The 18,494-nt window shown below is 47.9% G+C and carries 21 protein-coding genes; 11 read left to right on the plus strand and 10 right to left on the minus strand.

The window, feature by feature from the left end:
• Nucleotides 1-555: 555 nt before the first annotated feature.
• Nucleotides 556-1,107: a gamma carbonic anhydrase family protein gene (locus tag L1D23_RS19315; RefSeq protein ID WP_043009562.1), complete on the plus strand. Its 552-nt coding sequence runs from the start codon at nucleotides 556-558 to the stop codon at nucleotides 1,105-1,107.
• On the opposite strand, the gene L1D23_RS19320 is transcribed toward L1D23_RS19315, so the two are convergent.
• The 4 genes from L1D23_RS19320 to L1D23_RS19335 all read right to left on the minus strand — a co-directional run bounded on the left by L1D23_RS19320 (nucleotide 1,097) and on the right by L1D23_RS19335 (nucleotide 3,768).
• Nucleotides 1,097-1,363: a DUF1488 domain-containing protein gene (locus tag L1D23_RS19320; RefSeq protein ID WP_045987380.1), complete on the minus strand. Its 267-nt coding sequence runs from the start codon at nucleotides 1,361-1,363 to the stop codon at nucleotides 1,097-1,099. The two genes, L1D23_RS19315 and L1D23_RS19320, sit on opposite strands and share 11 nt — an antisense overlap.
• Nucleotides 1,363-2,196, minus strand: a complete 834-nt coding sequence (aroE, locus tag L1D23_RS19325) for a shikimate dehydrogenase (RefSeq protein WP_172851570.1) — start codon at nucleotides 2,194-2,196, stop codon at nucleotides 1,363-1,365. The genes L1D23_RS19320 and aroE overlap by 1 nt, the downstream gene beginning before the upstream one ends.
• Nucleotides 2,197-2,271: 75 nt before the next feature.
• Nucleotides 2,272-3,189, minus strand: a complete 918-nt coding sequence (gene hemF / locus L1D23_RS19330; protein ID WP_021458651.1) for an oxygen-dependent coproporphyrinogen oxidase — start codon at nucleotides 3,187-3,189, stop codon at nucleotides 2,272-2,274.
• 21 nt (nucleotides 3,190-3,210) lie between these two features.
• Nucleotides 3,211-3,768, minus strand: a complete 558-nt coding sequence (locus tag L1D23_RS19335) for an L-threonylcarbamoyladenylate synthase (protein WP_239870736.1) — start codon at nucleotides 3,766-3,768, stop codon at nucleotides 3,211-3,213.
• A 196-nt stretch (nucleotides 3,769-3,964) separates the two neighbouring features.
• On the opposite strand from L1D23_RS19335, the gene purE reads away from it, so the two are divergent.
• Together purE and L1D23_RS19345 are read left to right on the plus strand one after the other, a co-directional pair.
• A complete protein-coding gene (gene purE / locus L1D23_RS19340; protein ID WP_006957519.1) occupies nucleotides 3,965-4,450 on the plus strand; it encodes a 5-(carboxyamino)imidazole ribonucleotide mutase in 486 nt (161 codons plus the stop codon).
• Nucleotides 4,451-4,454: 4 nt separating this feature from the next.
• Nucleotides 4,455-5,588, plus strand: a complete 1,134-nt coding sequence (locus tag L1D23_RS19345; protein ID WP_239870739.1) for a 5-(carboxyamino)imidazole ribonucleotide synthase — start codon at nucleotides 4,455-4,457, stop codon at nucleotides 5,586-5,588.
• A gap of 45 nt (nucleotides 5,589-5,633) precedes the next feature.
• Here the strand turns inward: L1D23_RS19345 and L1D23_RS19350 are convergent, their stop codons facing one another.
• The 3 genes from L1D23_RS19350 to dprA are packed head-to-tail and all read right to left on the minus strand — an operon-like array spanning nucleotide 5,634 to nucleotide 7,831.
• Entirely contained in the window at nucleotides 5,634-6,218 is a 585-nt protein-coding gene (locus L1D23_RS19350) for a type I DNA topoisomerase (protein ID WP_239870741.1), read from the minus strand.
• Nucleotides 6,219-6,233: 15 nt separating this feature from the next.
• Nucleotides 6,234-6,713 carry a DUF494 family protein gene (locus L1D23_RS19355; RefSeq protein ID WP_006957516.1) on the minus strand — a complete coding sequence of 160 codons (480 nt, stop codon included), beginning with the start codon at nucleotides 6,711-6,713 and terminating at the stop codon, nucleotides 6,234-6,236.
• A 2-nt stretch (nucleotides 6,714-6,715) separates the two neighbouring features.
• Nucleotides 6,716-7,831, minus strand: coding sequence for a DNA-processing protein DprA (gene dprA / locus L1D23_RS19360; RefSeq protein ID WP_239870743.1), 1,116 nt, complete (start codon nucleotides 7,829-7,831; stop codon nucleotides 6,716-6,718).
• Between the two features lie 250 nt (nucleotides 7,832-8,081).
• On the opposite strand from dprA, the gene def reads away from it, so the two are divergent.
• Genes def through L1D23_RS19390 form a run of 6 tightly spaced genes read left to right on the plus strand, consistent with a single transcriptional unit; the run spans nucleotide 8,082 to nucleotide 14,402 of the window.
• On the plus strand, nucleotides 8,082-8,603 hold the full coding sequence (gene def / locus L1D23_RS19365) for a peptide deformylase (RefSeq protein WP_006957514.1): 522 nt from the start codon (nucleotides 8,082-8,084) through the stop codon (nucleotides 8,601-8,603).
• A gap of 22 nt (nucleotides 8,604-8,625) precedes the next feature.
• Nucleotides 8,626-9,573, plus strand: a complete 948-nt coding sequence (gene fmt, locus L1D23_RS19370; RefSeq protein WP_239870745.1) for a methionyl-tRNA formyltransferase — start codon at nucleotides 8,626-8,628, stop codon at nucleotides 9,571-9,573.
• Between the two features lie 56 nt (nucleotides 9,574-9,629).
• Nucleotides 9,630-10,910, plus strand: a complete 1,281-nt coding sequence (gene rsmB / locus L1D23_RS19375) for a 16S rRNA (cytosine(967)-C(5))-methyltransferase RsmB (protein WP_239870747.1) — start codon at nucleotides 9,630-9,632, stop codon at nucleotides 10,908-10,910.
• A gap of 49 nt (nucleotides 10,911-10,959) precedes the next feature.
• On the plus strand, nucleotides 10,960-12,336 hold the full coding sequence (gene trkA / locus L1D23_RS19380) for a Trk system potassium transporter TrkA (protein WP_239838838.1): 1,377 nt from the start codon (nucleotides 10,960-10,962) through the stop codon (nucleotides 12,334-12,336).
• 10 nt (nucleotides 12,337-12,346) lie between these two features.
• On the plus strand, nucleotides 12,347-13,792 hold the full coding sequence (locus tag L1D23_RS19385) for a TrkH family potassium uptake protein (RefSeq protein WP_239870749.1): 1,446 nt from the start codon (nucleotides 12,347-12,349) through the stop codon (nucleotides 13,790-13,792).
• A 10-nt stretch (nucleotides 13,793-13,802) separates the two neighbouring features.
• Entirely contained in the window at nucleotides 13,803-14,402 is a 600-nt protein-coding gene (locus tag L1D23_RS19390; RefSeq protein WP_239870752.1) for a DUF3157 family protein, read from the plus strand.
• Here L1D23_RS19390 and L1D23_RS19395 read toward each other — a convergent pair.
• The 3 genes from L1D23_RS19395 to L1D23_RS19405 all read right to left on the minus strand — a co-directional run bounded on the left by L1D23_RS19395 (nucleotide 14,399) and on the right by L1D23_RS19405 (nucleotide 16,434).
• On the minus strand, nucleotides 14,399-15,052 hold the full coding sequence (locus L1D23_RS19395) for a hemolysin III family protein (RefSeq protein WP_239870754.1): 654 nt from the start codon (nucleotides 15,050-15,052) through the stop codon (nucleotides 14,399-14,401). The two genes, L1D23_RS19390 and L1D23_RS19395, sit on opposite strands and share 4 nt — an antisense overlap.
• An 84-nt stretch (nucleotides 15,053-15,136) precedes the next feature.
• A complete protein-coding gene (locus L1D23_RS19400; protein ID WP_239870757.1) occupies nucleotides 15,137-15,934 on the minus strand; it encodes a sporulation protein in 798 nt (265 codons plus the stop codon).
• 305 nt (nucleotides 15,935-16,239) lie between these two features.
• Entirely contained in the window at nucleotides 16,240-16,434 is a 195-nt protein-coding gene (locus L1D23_RS19405) for a hypothetical protein (RefSeq protein ID WP_239838847.1), read from the minus strand.
• A 110-nt stretch (nucleotides 16,435-16,544) separates the two neighbouring features.
• Here L1D23_RS19405 and L1D23_RS19410 point away from each other — a divergent pair, with 110 nt between their 5' ends.
• Nucleotides 16,545-16,811, plus strand: coding sequence for a YihD family protein (locus tag L1D23_RS19410; RefSeq protein ID WP_239870760.1), 267 nt, complete (start codon nucleotides 16,545-16,547; stop codon nucleotides 16,809-16,811).
• Between the two features lie 248 nt (nucleotides 16,812-17,059).
• The gene (gene ccoG / locus L1D23_RS19415) at nucleotides 17,060-18,478 is read left to right on the plus strand and encodes a cytochrome c oxidase accessory protein CcoG (protein WP_239870763.1); all 1,419 of its coding nucleotides are present in this window, start codon (nucleotides 17,060-17,062) and stop codon (nucleotides 18,476-18,478) included.
• Nucleotides 18,479-18,494: the final 16 nt, after the last annotated feature.

The raw sequence follows: 18,494 nt of genomic DNA on the forward strand, positions 1-18,494 counted from the left end.
CCGCCAGCGTTCAATCTGAGCCATGATCAAACTCTTCAATTTAAGATTTTGTTCGGCTCAATGAATACTGAACATTACATAAAGTAATGTTTGAATTGACTGTGCTGAATCCGAAGATTCAATGGTCACTTCGTATCATTGAAACCTAAATTGTTTCCGAAGAAACTATTTGGATTATCATCAACGAGTGCCCACACAGATTGATAGGTTTACATTGTTAAAGAGCGCTCTTCTTTTGTGATTAACATCACTTCGGAAGAGGCGGTCATTTTAGCGAGATAAAGTTTAGTGTCAACCACTTTTTCAAACTTATTTTCAAGCGTTTCCACTTGGCTAATCGACCTTACTAACTGGGCTTTATGGTTTCGAAACATAAGCTTCGAAGCGTTCCCGTGTCAGCGAGGGGGCATTATAGAGATCAGCGTCACGTTGGCAACCCCTTTTTGCAGTTTTTTTTGATTTTTTTGCCGTTTGAGTATTTTCTATTCAAAGATAGCCATTTTCCTTACTCTTCTACCTCTGTTTATCCAGAATTCCTCTATATAAGGAGAAAAAATGAGCGCCTTGCGTAGTTATAAAGATACACGTCCCGTCATTGGTGAACGTGTCTATATTGATCAAAGCTCAGTGTTGGTGGGCGATATTAGAATTGGCGATGACTCGAGCATCTGGCCTCTAGTTGCAGCTCGCGGTGATGTCAACCATATTCACATTGGCAAGAGAACCAATGTCCAAGATGGCAGCGTATTGCATGTTACGCACAAAAATCAGGAAAACCCTGATGGTTACCCGCTTATCATTGGCGACGACGTCACTGTCGGCCATAAAGTGATGCTACATGGGTGCATTATCAAAGACAGGGTGCTAGTAGGTATGGGCGCGATTGTATTGGATGGGGCAGTAATAGAAGAAGACGTCATGATTGGTGCCGGCAGTTTGGTCCCACCGGGAAAAACTCTCGAAAGCGGCTACTTGTATGTAGGCAGCCCAGTCAAACAGGCACGTCCTCTTAATGATAAAGAGCGCGCCTTTCTACAAAAGTCAGCAGACAATTACGTGCAGAACAAAGAAGATTACCTGCATCATGTCGATGTGATTAGCAAATAACTTCGACCTGCCCTGACTGATTGAAGGTTTCGTCTTCAATCAGTTCTTCGGCTAACTCTTCCAGATCAAATCGGTGCTGACTAAAGCAAACGAGAGCTTGCTCAGCACCTTGAAGTTTTTGCCCAGCCAAGACTTCCAGCTGATTCAAGGTAACCACGCACTCTATCAACGCACCTGACTGCTGAGCGGGAAACACGATTGCTTGCAGGTGGTCATCCCAATGCTGCATATCGGGAAACAGAATCGACTGATTCATTACATACCCTCTAGATTCTTTCTTAATTCGCGTAGAATTTGTTTTGTCCCTGGGCGGATGCCTCGCCATAACATAAAGCTTTCCGCAGCCTGCCCCACCAGCATGCCCAAGCCGTCGTATACCACCGCCGCGTTATGCTCAATTGCCCACTGGTTAAATGTCGTGTGACCAGAGCCATACATCATGTCATAAACGGTAGAGTTAGATGAGAAGATTGCCGATGAAATCGCAGGCAGCTCGCCACTGAGACTGGAGGACGTCGAGTTGATGATAATATCGTAGCTCTGTTCGATGTATGCCATCTCAACCGCTTTGATCGAACCAAAGCTCGTGAACATCTCTTGTAAAGTCTGCGCTTTGGACAAGGTCCGGTTGGTAATCACAATTTCAGCAGGCTTTTGGTCAAGCAAAGGCTTGATTACACCACGAGCCGCTCCTCCTGCACCGATTAAGAGAATTCTTGCACCTTCAATCACGACCTGATTCTGCAATAAGTCCTGTACCAGCCCTTCACCATCGGTGTTATCACCCAAGATCTCACCATCATCGAGCTTTTTCAGTGTATTGACGGCACCCGCCAACTGAGCCCGCTCTGTTAAACGTGTCGCCAGTCGGTAGGCATCTTCCTTGAATGGCACTGTGACATTGCATCCTTTTCCGTCTTGAGCAAAAAAGGCTTCAGCCGCCGCAACAAATCCATCCACAGGAGCCAGTTCAGCGGTATACGTCAGTGACTGATTGGTTTGACGAGCAAACAGCGTATGAATAAAGGGAGACTTACTTTGGCTTATCGGGTTTCCAAAAACGGCATAACGATCTATCTGCTGGGTCATATCCTTACCTACTCAAAACAAAAAGGGCCATTGCAAACCAATGACCCTATCATTAACCCTATAAGGAAGAAAGTGTTACCAATCGCGAGGCTTCAAGTAGTCCTGATACAGCTCTGCTTCATGGGTTCCCGGCTCCACTTGGTAACTGTATTCCCATCGTGCCAGTGGTGGCATCGACATCAGAATCGACTCCGTACGGCCACCACTTTGCAGGCCAAATAGCGTTCCACGGTCATAAACCAAGTTAAATTCAACATAGCGGCCACGACGATAGAGCTGGAATTGACGTTCTCGCTCACCGTATTCGGTTGCTTTTCGGCGCTCGACAATTGGTAGGTAGGCTTGGCAATACCCTTCACCAACGGCTTTGATGTAATCAAAACACTTATCGAACTCCCAATGATTCAAATCGTCAAAGAACAAACCGCCAACACCACGTGTTTCATCACGATGAGGTAGGTAGAAATATTTGTCACACCATGCTTTATGTTCTGGATACACTTCACTGCCGAATGGTGCACACACCTCTTTGGCAGTGTTATGCCAATATTGGGCATCTTCTTCAAACGGATAGAAAGGTGTCAGGTCAAAGCCACCACCAAACCACCAGATAGGCGCTTCACCGTCTTTCTCTGCAATAAAGAAACGCACATTAGCGTGGGATGTTGGGATATAAGGGTTTTTCGGATGCATGACCAAAGACACGCCCATCGCTTCAAATCGACGGCCTGCAAGTTCAGGGCGATGTGCCGTAGCCGACGCTGGCATCTCTTTTCCCTGTACGTGCGAAAAGTTCACACCACCTTGCTCAAATACAGCCCCCTCTTTCATCACTCGAGTGCGACCACCACCACCTAAACGTTCACCAGGCTCACGACTCCACGCATCTTCTATAAACTCAGCATGGCCGTCGGCCTGTTCAAGTTGCTGACAAATGGAATCCTGTAGCTCCATCAGGAACTGTTTCACTGCTTGCTTGTCGATGGCTGACATGTTTCTACTTCCTTTGCAGGGTTAACCCTGTCTTAATACCTTGGATGTTTTTGCGTCGCGAATTTCACTTGGCTTGTCTCGCCCACCTGTCTCTCCCGCCAGTATTGCAACTAAGCGATCACCGAGTTGCTGCTCAACTTCTGCAGTGGTCATACAAGGGGGTTCACCGGTCAAATTTGCGCTGGTAGAGGTTAACGGCTTTCCAAGCGCATTACACATCTTTTGTACCAAAGGATGATCGGTCACACGCACCGCAATCGAGTCAAACTGGCCTGAAACCCAATCCGACACTTTATCGCTGCACGGCATGACCCAAGTAACAGGGCCAGGCCAAGTCTGATGGACTTTCTGTAGCTGCTCATCTGTCAGCTGAGACTCGTCAATGTATGGCAGCAATTGTTCATAGCTAGCAGCGATCAGGATCAAACCTTTTTCCACCGGCCTTTGTTTCAGTTCTAATAGTTTCTGAATCGCTTCAGGGTTATCAGGATCGCAACCAACACCGAACACACCCTCCGTCGGGTACGCAATCACTTCACCGTTTTTCAGAGCCAACAGAGCCTGCTCAAAATTATCCACTGATTCTTTCCTGTCTGATGTACTGTCTAACCACTAAGTTTACAAACAATCATTGGTAGTGACTAAAGCTATTTATTTATAAATTGTGTCAATCTGGATTCAAACTTCACGCAAACGTTTGCTTGAGATTAAAATCCCCGTATAATGCGCTCAAATTTATCTGCTCATCAATAGAGTTGCATTAAAGGAGTTTAAGATGAAAGTCGGTATCATCATGGGTTCTAAATCTGACTGGCCAACCATGAAACTAGCAGCTGAAATGCTGGATCAGTTTGGCGTCGAATATGAAACAAAAGTGGTGTCAGCTCACCGTACTCCGCAGCTTCTTGCTGATTATGCCAACAGCGCTAAAGAGCGCGGCCTGAAAGTCATCATTGCCGGTGCTGGTGGCGCCGCTCATTTACCAGGCATGGCGGCCGCTTTCACTAGCCTACCTGTTCTCGGTGTTCCTGTTCAATCGCGTGCATTAAAAGGGATGGACTCGCTACTATCAATTGTTCAAATGCCAAAAGGTATCGCGGTAGGCACATTGGCCATTGGCGAAGCAGGTGCGGCGAATGCGGGCATTCTCGCGGCTCAGATCATCGGCACACATGATGATGCCGTGATGGAGAAAGTCGAAGCATTTCGCAACCAGCAAACTGAAACCGTGTTAGCGAACCCAAACCCGGCAGAGGACTAATCCCATGCAAGTGTTAGTGCTTGGAGCGGGACAGCTCGCACGCATGATGTCACTAGCTGGCGCTCCTCTGAACATCGATATTATTGCGTATGATGTTGCGAACGAAAATATCGTCCATCCGCTGACTCAGTCGCTACTGGGCAAAGGGTTGGACAATGCGATTGAGCAAGCAGATGTGATTACCGCCGAGTTCGAGCATATCCCACATGATATTCTGGATGTTTGCCAAGCAAGCGGAAAGCTCTTCCCCTCTGCCGACGCCATCAAAGCTGGCGGTGACCGACGAATCGAAAAAGCATTGCTGGACAGGGCTAAGGTCCACAACGCCAAATACCATGTGATCCAGACACGCGAAGACTTTGCTCACGCTATTGAGCATGTCGGTATCCCAATGGTACTAAAGAGTGCGTTAGGTGGTTATGACGGCAAAGGCCAGTGGCGACTCAAAGACCCTGCTCAGATAGACGCAATATGGGCTGAGATGGAAACGTGTATTGGCGCCACCGAAACACAAGCAATTGTTGCGGAGGAGTTTGTTCCTTTTCAACGTGAAGTGTCGCTTGTCGGTGCACGCAGTCAAGGTGGTGAAGTCGCGGTCTACCCACTTGCAGAAAACGTCCACACCAACGGGGTACTGAGCGTCTCAACAGCCATTGCCGATACTGAGTTGCAACAACAGGCACAAGAGATGTTCACTGCGGTAGCTAACGAGCTCAACTATGTGGGCGTTCTGGCCCTTGAGTTCTTTGATTTGAATGGCACCTTACTGGTCAACGAAATCGCACCTCGAGTCCATAACTCTGGCCACTGGACACAACAAGGTGCAGAAACCTGCCAGTTTGAGAATCACTTACGAGCAGTGTGTGGCATCCCACTGGGTAGCACCAAGCTGATCCGCGAAACTTCGATGATCAATATCCTCGGTGAAGATACCCTGCCAGAAAGCGTGCTCGCTATGCCGGGATGTCACGTTCACTGGTATGGAAAAGAAAAGCGCGCAGGACGTAAGATGGGCCACATTAACGTGTGTGGTGATTACAGCGGTGAACTGCAACGTCAATTATCTTCTCTGGCAGAAGTCTTAGACGCGGATGCTTTCACGGCGGTTCATGAGATCGCGCGTCACATTAAGCACTAGTCATCGCAAACTTGATAAAAAAATGGCGCTGAAACAGCGCCGTTTTTATTGTTCACTCTGGGTGTGATGACATTTTCGGTCAGCGCACTGATGTTTCATCCCACTAGCGAACTTCTTCTCGATCAATAAAGGAAAACCACACTTTTCGCACTTACCCTTAACTGGCGGCTGATTGACCGCAAACTTGCATTTTGGGTAGTTATCGCAGGCAAAGAAGGCTTTGCCAAAACGGTTCTTCCTCTCGACCAAATGACCTTTGCCACACTCCGGGCACGCATGTTCTGCTTGAACCTCTTGTTCAGTTGGTTGCTCAAGCGACTCGATATGGTCACAATGCGGATAATGACTGCAACCAATAAACATTCCGTAACGCCCTTGGCGGAGCACCAATTCATTCGAGCACTCAGGACAGGGTACGCCCAGCTCTTTAATGATATGGCCATCATTCTGATGTAAAGGCTGGATAAAGTCGCAGGTTGGATACTGATTACAGCCCAAAAACGGGCCGTGCTTACCGTGGCGAAGTTGTAGCTCGCCCTCACGCTGTTCAGACTGGCACTTAGGGCACGCTTTATGTTCTAAAGCGTGCTCATGGGCCGAAAACAACTGATGATCTATTTTACCGCTCATAGTCACTCATGGAGTTTAGTGAAGAATACCTTGCTCTTTGGTATACAACAGCTCTTCCATAAGCGTGTAGGCGTTTTCATTACCTGGAACATTGAACAGCACCATCAGCACAATCCATTTCAGATCATCCAGTTCGAACTCGTCTGTTTCAAGCCCCATGATGCGGTCAATCACCATCTCACGCGTCTCAGTCGTCAGCACATTGACCTGCTCAAGAAAAGTCAAAAAACCTCGAGATTCAAGGTTTAGGCGCTCACACTCTTTCGCGGTATAGATACGCGTTGAGGTGGATGTGCTGCAAATGGAAATCGCGGAATGCGTTTCGCTTTGCTGCAATGCAGCCAACTCTTCCAGCCAGACAAGGGCTTTATAGATGTCTTTTTGATGAAAGCCAGCACGAAGTAATTCTTCTTCTAGCTCATCTTGATTGACCTGTAACTCCGCATCGCTATGGATGTAAGTTTCAAACAGATACATAAGGATATCCATCATCATAGCTAGCCCCTCCCCTTTCGAATATAGCCACCGGAAACCGCAACAACATGCCCTGAGAGCTCAAGCTCCAAGAGCTGCATCATGACTTCATGCACAGGTATATTGGTCCTGCTTGCAAGAATATCAACTGGTGTAGCCTTACTTCCTACGTTAGCTAACAGCTGAGGAAATGGCAATTCTTCTTTGCAATCAATTTGTTCAAATAGATCGTTTTGCACTGGCGGCTTATTAATATCAGACCAGAGGATCAGGCTATCTATTTCATCAACAATATCGGAAACGTGTTGAACCAAGCACGCACCTTGCTTTATCAACAGGTTACAACCTCTCGCATGGGGATGATGAATCGAGCCCGGTATGGCAAACACTTCTCGACCTTGCTCCATCGCGTAGCGAGCAGTGATTAAAGAACCACTTTTCTCTGCCGCCTCTATGACTAAAACGCCCAATGACAAACCACTAATGATTCGATTTCGGCGTGGAAAATTATCGGCTTTTGGCTTCACATTAGGATGGAACTCAGACACCAACGCCCCTTGTTCAACGATGCGTTGAGCTAACTTCTTATGCCGTGCCGGATACACAGAATTTAAACCACAACCGAGCACGGCGATGGTTTGGCCATTACCATTGAGTGCCCCATCATGAGCATAACCATCAACGCCTAGCGCCAAGCCGCTGGTCACGACCATGTCTTGATTCACCAACTGGGTTGCAAAGCTGCGTGCGGTGTTAAGCCCATCAATACTGGCATTGCGACTGCCCACAATCGCCATTTGTGGCTGAGACAGACTCTCTAGCTGACCTTCAACAAACAGTATTGCTGGCGCAGCGTCAGCCTGTTTCAGTAGTGCCGGATAACGCTGATCACTCAAAGGTAGAATGGTTCTGACACTGGACGCTGCTTGCCACTCAAAACACGCTTCAATATCCTCCGCAGCTCGGTGTTGGAGATAGTTCAGTTGCGAGTCGGAAAAGCCTAAGCGGCGTAATGTCTCGGGTGAAGAGTCAATGATGTTAATTGGAGAATCTACCGCCACCAAACGCTGAAACGTTTTGGGCCCAATCCGCGGCGTAAAGTACAAGCTCAGCCAAGCCGTCAGTTCTTCTTTCGTCATAGGAAAATTTAATCCGGCCTAGCCCCTTGTTACACGACACTGACGAGCTAGAGCAAGTCAGCCTAAACCTCTTATTTCAAGCAAAGTCTGACCGCTTAGTGTTCGCCAAATTTGACATGATTCACAGTGCAATTTAACTCGGGGAAAATACGCAAAAGTGTAATGAGGCTGTCATTTGGGCAGCAAAATGTCTAGAATTGAGCCAACAAGGTTTATCCTGATTCGGCTCAGTTCAACATTTCGAGTGTATATGTCTGTATTACAAGTATTAACATTCCCAGATGAGCGCCTTCGCACTGTTGCAAAACCAGTGGAGAAGGTGACACCTGAGATTCAAAAGTTCGTCGACGACATGATTGAAACCATGTATGACGAAGAAGGTATTGGTCTTGCGGCAACGCAGGTCGATTTCCACCAACGCATCGTCGTTATCGATATTTCAGAAACTCGCGATCAGCCAATGGTTTTGATCAACCCTGAAATTCTTGATAAGCGTGGCGAAGATGGCATTGAGGAAGGCTGTTTGTCTGTTCCTGGTGCACGAGCACTGGTTTCACGTGCTGCAGAAGTCACAGTTAAAGCACTTGACCGTGATGGCAAAGAATACACATTTGAAGCAGATGACCTGCTTGCTATCTGTGTTCAGCATGAGCTTGACCATTTAGAAGGCAAACTTTTTGTCGATTATCTTTCGCCTCTAAAACGCAAGCGCATTCAGGACAAACTGGCAAAAATCAAACGCTTTAACGAAAAGCAAGCCAGCCAAGCCTAATGGCTAACTAAAGGAACGTACTTTGAGCAAACCTTTGAAAATTGTTTTTGCCGGTACTCCGGACTTCGCCGCCCGTCACTTGGCGGCGTTGTTGTCTTCGGAGCACGAGGTTATTGCGGTCTACACCCAGCCAGACCGTCCTGCGGGTCGAGGCAAAAAGCTGACGGCCAGCCCAGTAAAGAACATCGCGCTTGAGCATGATATCCCGGTTTACCAGCCAGAAAACTTTAAGTCAGATGAAGCTAAGCAAGAACTGGTTGATTTGAATATGGATCTGATGGTCGTGGTCGCTTACGGTTTATTGCTGCCTCAAGCCGTACTTGATACACCGAAGCTGGGTTGTATCAACGTCCATGGTTCGATTCTGCCACGTTGGCGCGGTGCCGCCCCTATCCAGCGCTCTATTTGGGCAGGCGATCAGGAAACAGGCGTCACTATTATGCAGATGGATATCGGCTTAGATACTGGCGATATGCTGAAAATTGCCACTTTGCCGATCGAAGCGACAGATACCAGCGCTTCTATGTATGAAAAGCTGGCAGAGCTTGGCCCGCAAGCTCTGGTTGAGTGTCTGGCTGACATTGCTGACGGCAAAGCGTCTCCTGAAAAGCAAGATGACGAGCTGGCGAATTACGCCAAAAAGCTCAGCAAAGAAGAAGCACGCATTAACTGGGGTGATGACGCCGAGCATATTGAACGTTGTGTGCGCGCCTTCAATCCTTGGCCGATGAGCCATTTTGAAGCCGCCGACAACAGCATCAAAGTCTGGCAAAGCCGCGTTGACGTTCAAACGACAACTGAGGCACCAGGCACCATACTGCAAGCAGATAAAACGGGGATCTACATTGCCACTGGCAAGCATGTTCTGGTTCTCGAACAGCTTCAGGTACCCGGTAAAAAAGCCATGCCGGTTCAGGATATCCTCAACTCGCGTGCCAGCTGGTTTGAAGTCGGCACTCAGCTGACCTAATTTATACGTACTTTTTGAGGGTGGAGACACCCTCCCTTACTGTTAAGGTATTCAACATGAATGTTCGCGCTGCTGCGGCTAATGTCCTTTTCCAAGTGGTCGATAAAGGCCAGTCTCTGTCTAACGCACTTCCCGCGGCTCAACAACAAGTCAAACCTCGCGATCAAGCGTTGTTACAGGAAATCTGTTACGGCTCGTTACGCTATTTACCTCGCCTTGAATCGATCGCGAATGAGCTGATGGATAAGCCGCTTAAAGGCAAACAACGCGTTTTCCATCACCTGATTCTGGTCGGTATTTACCAACTGAGCTTTATGCGTATTCCAGCGCACGCAGCCGTCGGTGAAACCGTCGAAGGCACCAAAACACTCAAAGGCCCACGCCTACGCGGATTAATCAATGCAGTGTTGCGTAACTATCAACGTAGCCAAGAAGAACTAGACGCTCATGCCATGAGCCACGATGCTGGTAAATATGGTCACCCGAGCTGGTTACTTAAACTGCTTCAGGACGCCTACCCACAGCAATGGCAAGACATTGTGGAATCCAACAACAGCAAAGCGCCAATGTGGCTGCGCGTGAATCACCAACATCACAGCCGTGACGAATACCAGCAACTGCTCAAAAATGAAAACATAGATAGCAGTATTCACAGTGAAGCGAGCGACGCCCTAAAATTGGCCGCTCCGTGCGATGTGACAAAACTGCCAGGCTTTGAGAAAGGTTGGGTTTCCGTTCAGGATGCCGCTGCTCAGTTGTCGATTAAATACCTAACGCCAAAAGATGGCGAGTTAATTCTAGATTGTTGTGCCGCACCGGGAGGCAAAACTGCCCATATTCTTGAACATACTCAAGATGCACAGGTTGTGGCCATTGACTGTGATGACAGCCGCCTCAAACGCGTACACGACAACCTGCAACGCCTTCAGCTGAAAGCGCAAGTTATTTGCGGTGACGCACGTAAGCCAAAAGATTGGTGGCAAGGCGAGCAATTTGATCGCATCCTGCTCGATGCACCTTGTTCGGCCACTGGCGTCATTCGTCGCCACCCAGACATCAAATGGCTGCGTCGTGGTGATGACATCGCAGCATTGGCAGATCTACAAAGCGAGATTCTGGATGCGATGTGGCAGCAGTTGAAACCGGGAGGTACGCTGGTTTATGCAACCTGCTCTGTGACACCACAAGAAAACAGTGAACAGGTGAAAGCGTTTCTGGCGCGCACCGCGGATGCTCAGTTAGAAGGTTCGCAGGCAGACAATCCAGGACGCCAAGTGCTTCCAGGCGAAGAGGACATGGATGGCTTTTATTACGCTATCCTGACAAAAATCGCGTAGTAATTCGGGGATCATCGATCCCCTAAATTTTGGTTAGACGAGAAACGGTATGAAAATCATCATTCTTGGCGCTGGTCAGGTAGGCGGTACACTGGCAGAGAATCTGGTCGGTGAAAACAATGACATCACCATAGTAGACAGAAACAGCGATCGACTGCGTGAGCTGCAAGATAAATATGATTTACGGGTAGTGAACGGTTACGCCAGTCACCCAGATGTGCTGCGTGAAGCAGGCGCACAAGATGCCGACATGTTGGTCGCCGTGACCAATATGGATGAAACCAATATGGCCGCCTGTCAGGTTGCTTTTTCTCTGTTTAACACCCCCAACCGTATCGCTCGTATCCGCTCGCCACAATACTTGGCCGAGAAAGAAGCGCTATTTCAATCCGGTGCCGTTCCGGTTGACCACCTCATCGCACCTGAAGAACTCGTGACCAGCTACATTGAGCGGCTGATCCAATATCCGGGGGCACTGCAAGTAGTGAGCTTTGCCGAGCAGAAGGTGAGCTTAGTCGCGGTGAAAGCGTATTACGGGGGTCCACTGGTGGGTAACGCCCTATCAGCGCTGCGAGAGCACATGCCGCACATTGATACACGCGTTGCTGCTATCTTCCGCCAAGGTCGTCCAATACGCCCTCAAGGCACCACCATTATCGAAGCCGATGATGAAGTATTCTTCGTTGCTGCCAGTAATCACATCCGCTCGATAATGAGCGAACTACAGCGTTTGGAAAAACCCTATCGCCGCATCATGATTGTCGGGGGCGGTAATATCGGTGCCAGCTTGGCTAAGCGCCTTGAGCAATCATACAGCGTCAAGCTGATCGAGCGTAGTTATAAGCGTGCGGAAAAATTATCTGAAGAGCTGGAAAACACCATTGTCTTCTGTGGTGACGCTGCGGATCAGGAACTACTCACCGAAGAAAACATCGATCAGGTCGACGTGTTCATCGCCCTAACCAATGAAGATGAAACCAATATCATGTCCGCTATGCTGGCGAAACGCATGGGTGCAAAAAAAGTGATGGTGCTTATCCAGCGCGGCGCCTATGTGGATCTGGTTCAGGGTGGAGTGATTGACGTCGCTATCTCACCTCAGCAAGCAACCATTTCCGCCTTGCTAACGCACGTCCGTCGTGCCGATATTGTTAATGTCTCTTCACTGCGTCGCGGCGCAGCGGAAGCCATTGAAGCCATCGCTCACGGTGATGAAACCACTTCTAAAGTCGTTGGCCGTGCGATTGGCGACATCAAACTACCACCAGGCACAACGATCGGTGCGATTGTTCGTGGTGAAGAAGTCCTGATAGCTCATGACCGAACTGTGATTGAGCAAGACGACCACGTAGTGATGTTCCTGGTGGATAAGAAGTACGTCCCAGACGTCGAAGCGCTATTCCAACCGAGTCCTTTCTTCCTCTAGGATTGACACTATGGTCAACTTCCGTCCTGTACTGTTTGTTATCGGGCTGGTTTTGTCGAAACTGGCCCTATTCATGTACGTCCCCACTCTGGTGGCTTTCTTTACCGGTACGGCAGGGTTTCTTGAGTTTGGTCAGTCAGTCATTATTACTCACCTAGCTGCTTTCACCTGTCTGACGATTGGCCGTACCAAGCGCTTCAAACTCAGCGCACGCGATATGTTCCTAATCACCAGTCTGGTGTGGATGGTGGCCAGTGCTTTTGCTGCTCTGCCGTTTGTGTTTATCAACCACATCAGCTTTACCGATGCGTACTTTGAAACCATGTCTGGCATTACGACTACTGGTTCTACCGTGCTCAGTGGGCTGGATAGCATGGCTCCGAGTATCTTGCTGTGGCGCTCCATCTTACAATGGCTGGGCGGGATTGGCTTCATTGTCATGGCGGTCGCGGTGTTGCCGATGCTCAACGTCGGTGGTATGAAGCTTTTCCATACCGAATCTTCTGATTGGTCAGATAAAAGCAGCCCTCGCGCCAAGACCGTGGCCAAAAACATCATGCTGGTCTATCTGATCCTAACTGGATTGTGCATGGTGGGTTACCTTCTGACTGGTATGAATGTATTCGAAGCCATCAATCATGCCTTCACCACGCTTTCTACCGGAGGCTACTCAACTTCTGACGGTTCAATGAACCACTTCTCCAATGGCTCACACTGGGTAGCGACCTTATTCATGTTCCTTGGTGGTTTGCCATTTTTGCTGTTTGTAGCCGCAATGCGCAAACGCCGACTGGATGAGTTGATCAATGATGCTCAGGTGCGAGGCTTCACTTACCTGTTTCTTATTACCAGCCTGATCATTTCAGCTTGGCTAGTCATAAGGGATGGCTACAGCATTATGGATGCGATGCGAGTCTCAATGTTCAACATAGTCTCGGTTGTCACCACTACCGGCTTTGGCTTGGAAGACTTCACCGCATGGGGCGCACTGCCAACCACCTTATTTGCCTTCTTGATGATGGCGGGGGCCTGTTCCGGCTCGACCTCAGGTGGTATCAAAGTCTTCCGTTTTCAAATTGCGAAGACGCTGCTCAACAAACAGATGATGAAGCTAATCCACCCTTCGGGAGTGTTTGTTCAGCGCTATAACCACAGACCAGTCAATGATGACATTGTGCGCTCTGTAGTCGCCTTTGCCTTGATGTTCTTTATCACAATTATTTTTATTGCTGGGTGCCTAAGTGCATTAGGGTTAGACCCTATTACCAGTATTTCCGGATCTATCACCGCCGTGGCCAACGTTGGCCCCGGCATGGGTGCGGTGATCGGTCCAACAGGTAATTTTGCCCCATTACCCGATGCCGCTAAGTGGCTCCTCAGCTTTGGAATGCTGATGGGACGACTGGAAATTCTCACCTTATTGGTGCTGTTTTTCCCGGCATTCTGGCGACGTTAAGGACAAAACAATGAAAAAACTTCTCGGACTTTTTACCTTGCTAACCAGCCCACTGGTGTTTGCCAGCCAAACTGTCACTCTTGAAGATGGTCGCCAAGTCCAGCTTAATAACGACTTTACTTGGCAATATGTAGTGCCAGTGGAAGCAACCAAAACCGATGAGATGGCAGCAGTTGAAGAGACCACTCAGCCCGTCGCCACCATTCCGGTCAAGAAAGCCAAAGTGGCAGCCATTCCGCTGATCGAAAAAGCGGTGGGAACCATTGTCACTGTCGGTAGCGATCGTGCCACCATGCAGTTGTCTGACTCAGGTGTTGAAGTGTTATTAGGTGCGGTGAGCTATGAAGATGGTCAGTTGATGATTCCAACCTCAATAACAAACCAAAGCAGCCAGTCAGTGATTTTAGTTGAAATCGAAATTCAGGTCTCGACAACCTCAGGAAACGTGCTGAGCAAAGAGTCAGTCAAGGTATGGCAATCCATCAAGCGCATGGCCGATACCTATCTACGTCCTCAACAAGTAGAACAGGGTAAAACGATTGAACTGGCGATTGATCAAGCCGAGCAGTACTTAGTGACCGCCAAAGTCATTAATCTCGAAACACGTTAGATCGGCTCAACGTAGAGATAAATCGCCAGAAAGTGACAAGCGCATCCTGCTAAAACAAACCCATGCCAAATAGCATGATTATACGGGATGCGCTTGGCAACATAGAAAATCACGCCCAATGAGTAGATCACCCCTCCCGCAGCCAGTAACGTTAACCCGCCAACATCCAGATTCATTGCCAATTGATAGATGACCACCAGCGATAGCCAACCCATCAATAAGTAGGTCACAAGAGAAAGCTTTTTAAAGCGATAGACAAACGCCAATTTCATAATGATACCTACCAGAGCGATGGTCCAGATGACGATCATCAGACCAATCGCTAAAGGGGTTCTGAGGCTAACAAGCAAAAATGGGGTATAGCTGCCTGCAATCAACAAATAAATCGCACAGTGATCAAACGTCTTCAGCGCCCGCTTGGCTTTTTGATAAGGGATCGCGTGATACAGAGTGGAAGCAAGAAACAACACGATCATGCTGCCGCCGTAGATGCTCATACTGGTAATAGTCAGAGCATCCGCATTATGATCGACTGCTTTGACCAGCAGCAATACCAAACCCATGATACCAAGGACCATCCCGATACCATGAGTTAGCGTGTTAGCAATTTCTTCTTTGATGCAGTAAGGCTCAGTGTGATTAGTCGACATAACAAACCATACTCTGGTGGAATATTTACTCCAAAGTATGGCACACTCAGCTTACACTTGTAAGCCCAAATTGTTAACTTTGCGTTAAGAGTGGCTATCGAGATATTTGAGAACTTGCTGACCAGCCTCATCAGCAGGTGTATGAACGGAGATCGTCAGTTGGCGTTTTAGCTGGCCACCACCTAATAAGCTGGCGAGCATTCCCTTGGCACCTTCTCGATGACGATCGATTTCAAACCACATCTGAAGCTCATCATTATTGCGATACGCTACCATTTCCAATTCGCGCCAACGACCATGAAAGGGCCCAGTGGTCGGAACAAACTCAAACTCCTGAACAAAAGGCAGCTCAAATCCCTCTACCGCTTCACACTCTACCTGTCGAATACGCAACCCCTGCTCTTCCAAAGCCGTAAAAATACCGTCTAATAAGGGATCAGGGCGCACCGTAAGAATATCAGTGTCACTGGGATCCTTTGCTAGGGCAATATTGAGCCCTGTTTCCAGCCATACTTTAGAGTCGCCAATGGTGACCGGTGCATTCCATGGCACATCCAACTCGACTTCGAAATCACGCTTCTCTCCGGGCTCAATGGTAAACGCATAGGGTAATGTCCAGTGAGCCAGAGTGTAACTGGTTGGCATGCGGCGCATATGACCACGATGATGGTCATCCCTACCCTGATTCGCTGGTACTTCTTTGATGTAACGACAATAGAGTTTCATCTCTATATTGTCGATTTCCTGCGCTGTCGCGCCACCATAGACATGGACAGTCACGTTGACCTTTTCACCTGGATATAACACTTCTTGCTGTAGTACAGAATCGACCTTTGCAGAGCCGATACCAAAACTTGCGAGGGTTTTCTTAAAGAACGACATACACACCTCCGTGGCAAAACGCAGCCATCAATATAATCACACGGTATCATATTAATCTGCACGTCTGTCTCACTGCTACTACGCTTCTCACATAATTGTAGTGATAGAAGCCAGACAGGATCGAATAGATATCGATCAATGGATAGGATGGTGCTAATCTAATCACTGATATGTATAATTCATATCATTATTCCTGATTAGCTACTTGGATTGGCGTGAGCCAGAAGAGCCACCCTTCAGCAATGAAGCATAACTCATAGCTAATCAGGCCATAAGTTCGGCAATGGATGTGCCTGGCAGTTAGGTTAATTAATGCGCCCAACAGCAGTCAGGTGTACGTCGCACACAAATCGTGCGATGCGTCGTCGTAGTGGCTTTGTCACTACTCCAGCGACAAAAAAACTCGCGCCCGGAATGACTTTAGTGGAAAAGACGACGTTAATGTCATCGACCCCAGCCAAAGTCACTAAGGCGGCATAGGTACAAAGCGCAGTTTCCACTGCGCTTTTTCTTTTCTCCTTTCCCTCTCTTCAGCCCTACCCCGTGGTATTGGTCTGCCTGATTTGATACCTTTAATGCTATACCAATATAAAAAATGTGGAGAAAGCCGATGAAGTGTCATCGCATTGAAGAGCTACTAGAGTTACTTGAACCCGAGTGGCAAAAAGATCAGCAAATGAATTTGCTGCAATTTATCGTCAAGTTAACTCAAGAAGCTGGCTACCAAGGCAAACTGGAAGACCTTACTGATGATGTTCTGATCTACCACCTTAAGATGCGTAATAGCGCTAAAGATGAAATGATCCCAGGGCTGAAAAAAGACCAAGAAGATGACTTCAAAACCGCAATCTTAAGAGCACGCGGGATCATAGAATAACCCCATTAAAAACAGCGGCCGCAAGGTCGCTTTTTTATATCCAAATCATTAAGAGGGATAAAACTGTTAGGCAATTTATTTATAAAACTGTACTGCTCTTTGTGCTTAAAGGTTGATAGCCTTAAAGAAATAAAAAAGAGATTGCGTATATAATCGCCGTCCATAAGAAAAGACTAAAATATTAAAGAGCACAGTCGACAGAGCGAGATCACTCAGAAATCTCGCCTTTAGCCCAAGAAGGAAGCGTAATGAGTCAGGACAAAATTGAAATAAAAGACGTGACTCCTAAAACCTTTAACCCTAAGACACACAAAAACACAGGGGATAGGTTTAACCCAAGCAACCGCATCTACGTACGCGAGAGTAAGGGAACATTTCAGCAATTACGTCGTTATGGAGGTTGGTTCCTACTAGTCCTCTTTGCGATGGTGCCATGGATTCCTTACGGGGAACGCCAAGCGATCCTGCTCGACCTAGCGAATCAGCAGTTTAATTTCTTTGGTACCACCCTTTACCCGCAAGATCTGACCTTGCTAGCACTGCTATTTATGATCTCCGCGTTCGGACTGTTCTTTCTCACCACATTTTTAGGCCGCGTTTGGTGTGGTTATCTCTGTCCGCAAACCGTCTGGACCTTCATGTATATCTGGTTTGAAGAGAAGCTGGAAGGTAGCGCCAATAAACGCCGCAAACAGGACTCAGGTAAACTCACCTCAAACCTCGCTATGCGCAAAGGGTTAAAGCACCTAGCATGGTGGGCCATTGCGCTAGCTACGGGCTTTACTTTTACTGGCTACTTTGTACCGATCAAAGATCTCGTCCTCGGATTCTTCACTTGGAACGCAGATTTCTGGCCCGTGTTCTGGGTACTCTTCTTCGCTGGTTGTACCTATGCCAATGCCGGTTGGATGCGCTCGATTATGTGTGTGCACATGTGCCCGTATGCGCGTTTCCAGTCTGCCATGTTTGACAAAGATACCTTTATCGTCGGCTACGACACAAAACGAGGAGAATCACGTGGACCTCGTCCACGCAAAGCCGATCCAAAAGCCCTTGGTTTAGGCGACTGTATCGACTGCAACTTGTGTGTTCAGGTGTGTCCGACCGGTATCGATATTCGTGATGGTCTGCAATATGAGTGCATCAACTGTGGTGCCTGTATTGATGCCTGTGACAATACTATGGAGCGCATGGGTTATGAAAAAGGCCTGATCAGTTACACTACTGAACATCGTTTATCAGGAAAACACACCAAAGTCATGCGACCAAAGCTCCTTGGTTATGGCGCCGTGCTGCTAGTCATGATAGGTCTTTTCTTTGCGCAAATTGCTGCCGTCGACCCAGCAGGCCTAAGCGTACTGCGTGATCGCAACCAGCTGTTTCGTGTAAATGGTTCAGGTGAAATCGAAAACACCTACACACTGAAAATCATCAATAAAACTCAGCAGACCCAAGAATATAACTTAGGTGTCAAAGGGCTTACCGATGTCTCTTGGTACGGTAAGCAAACCGTTCATGTATCACCAGGTGAAGTATACAACCTACCAATGAGCTTAGGCGTCAATCCAGACAATCTCAGCTCTCCTGTTGCGACAATTCAGTTTATACTGTCCGATAGCGAAGACTTTACAATTGAAGTAGAAAGCCGCTTTATTAAAAAGCTCTAACGGCACTCTACCTAAA

Origin of the sequence: Vibrio sp. Isolate24 (assembly GCF_022398215.1) — a bacterium.
Taxonomy (GTDB): domain Bacteria; phylum Pseudomonadota; class Gammaproteobacteria; order Enterobacterales; family Vibrionaceae; genus Vibrio; species Vibrio coralliilyticus_A.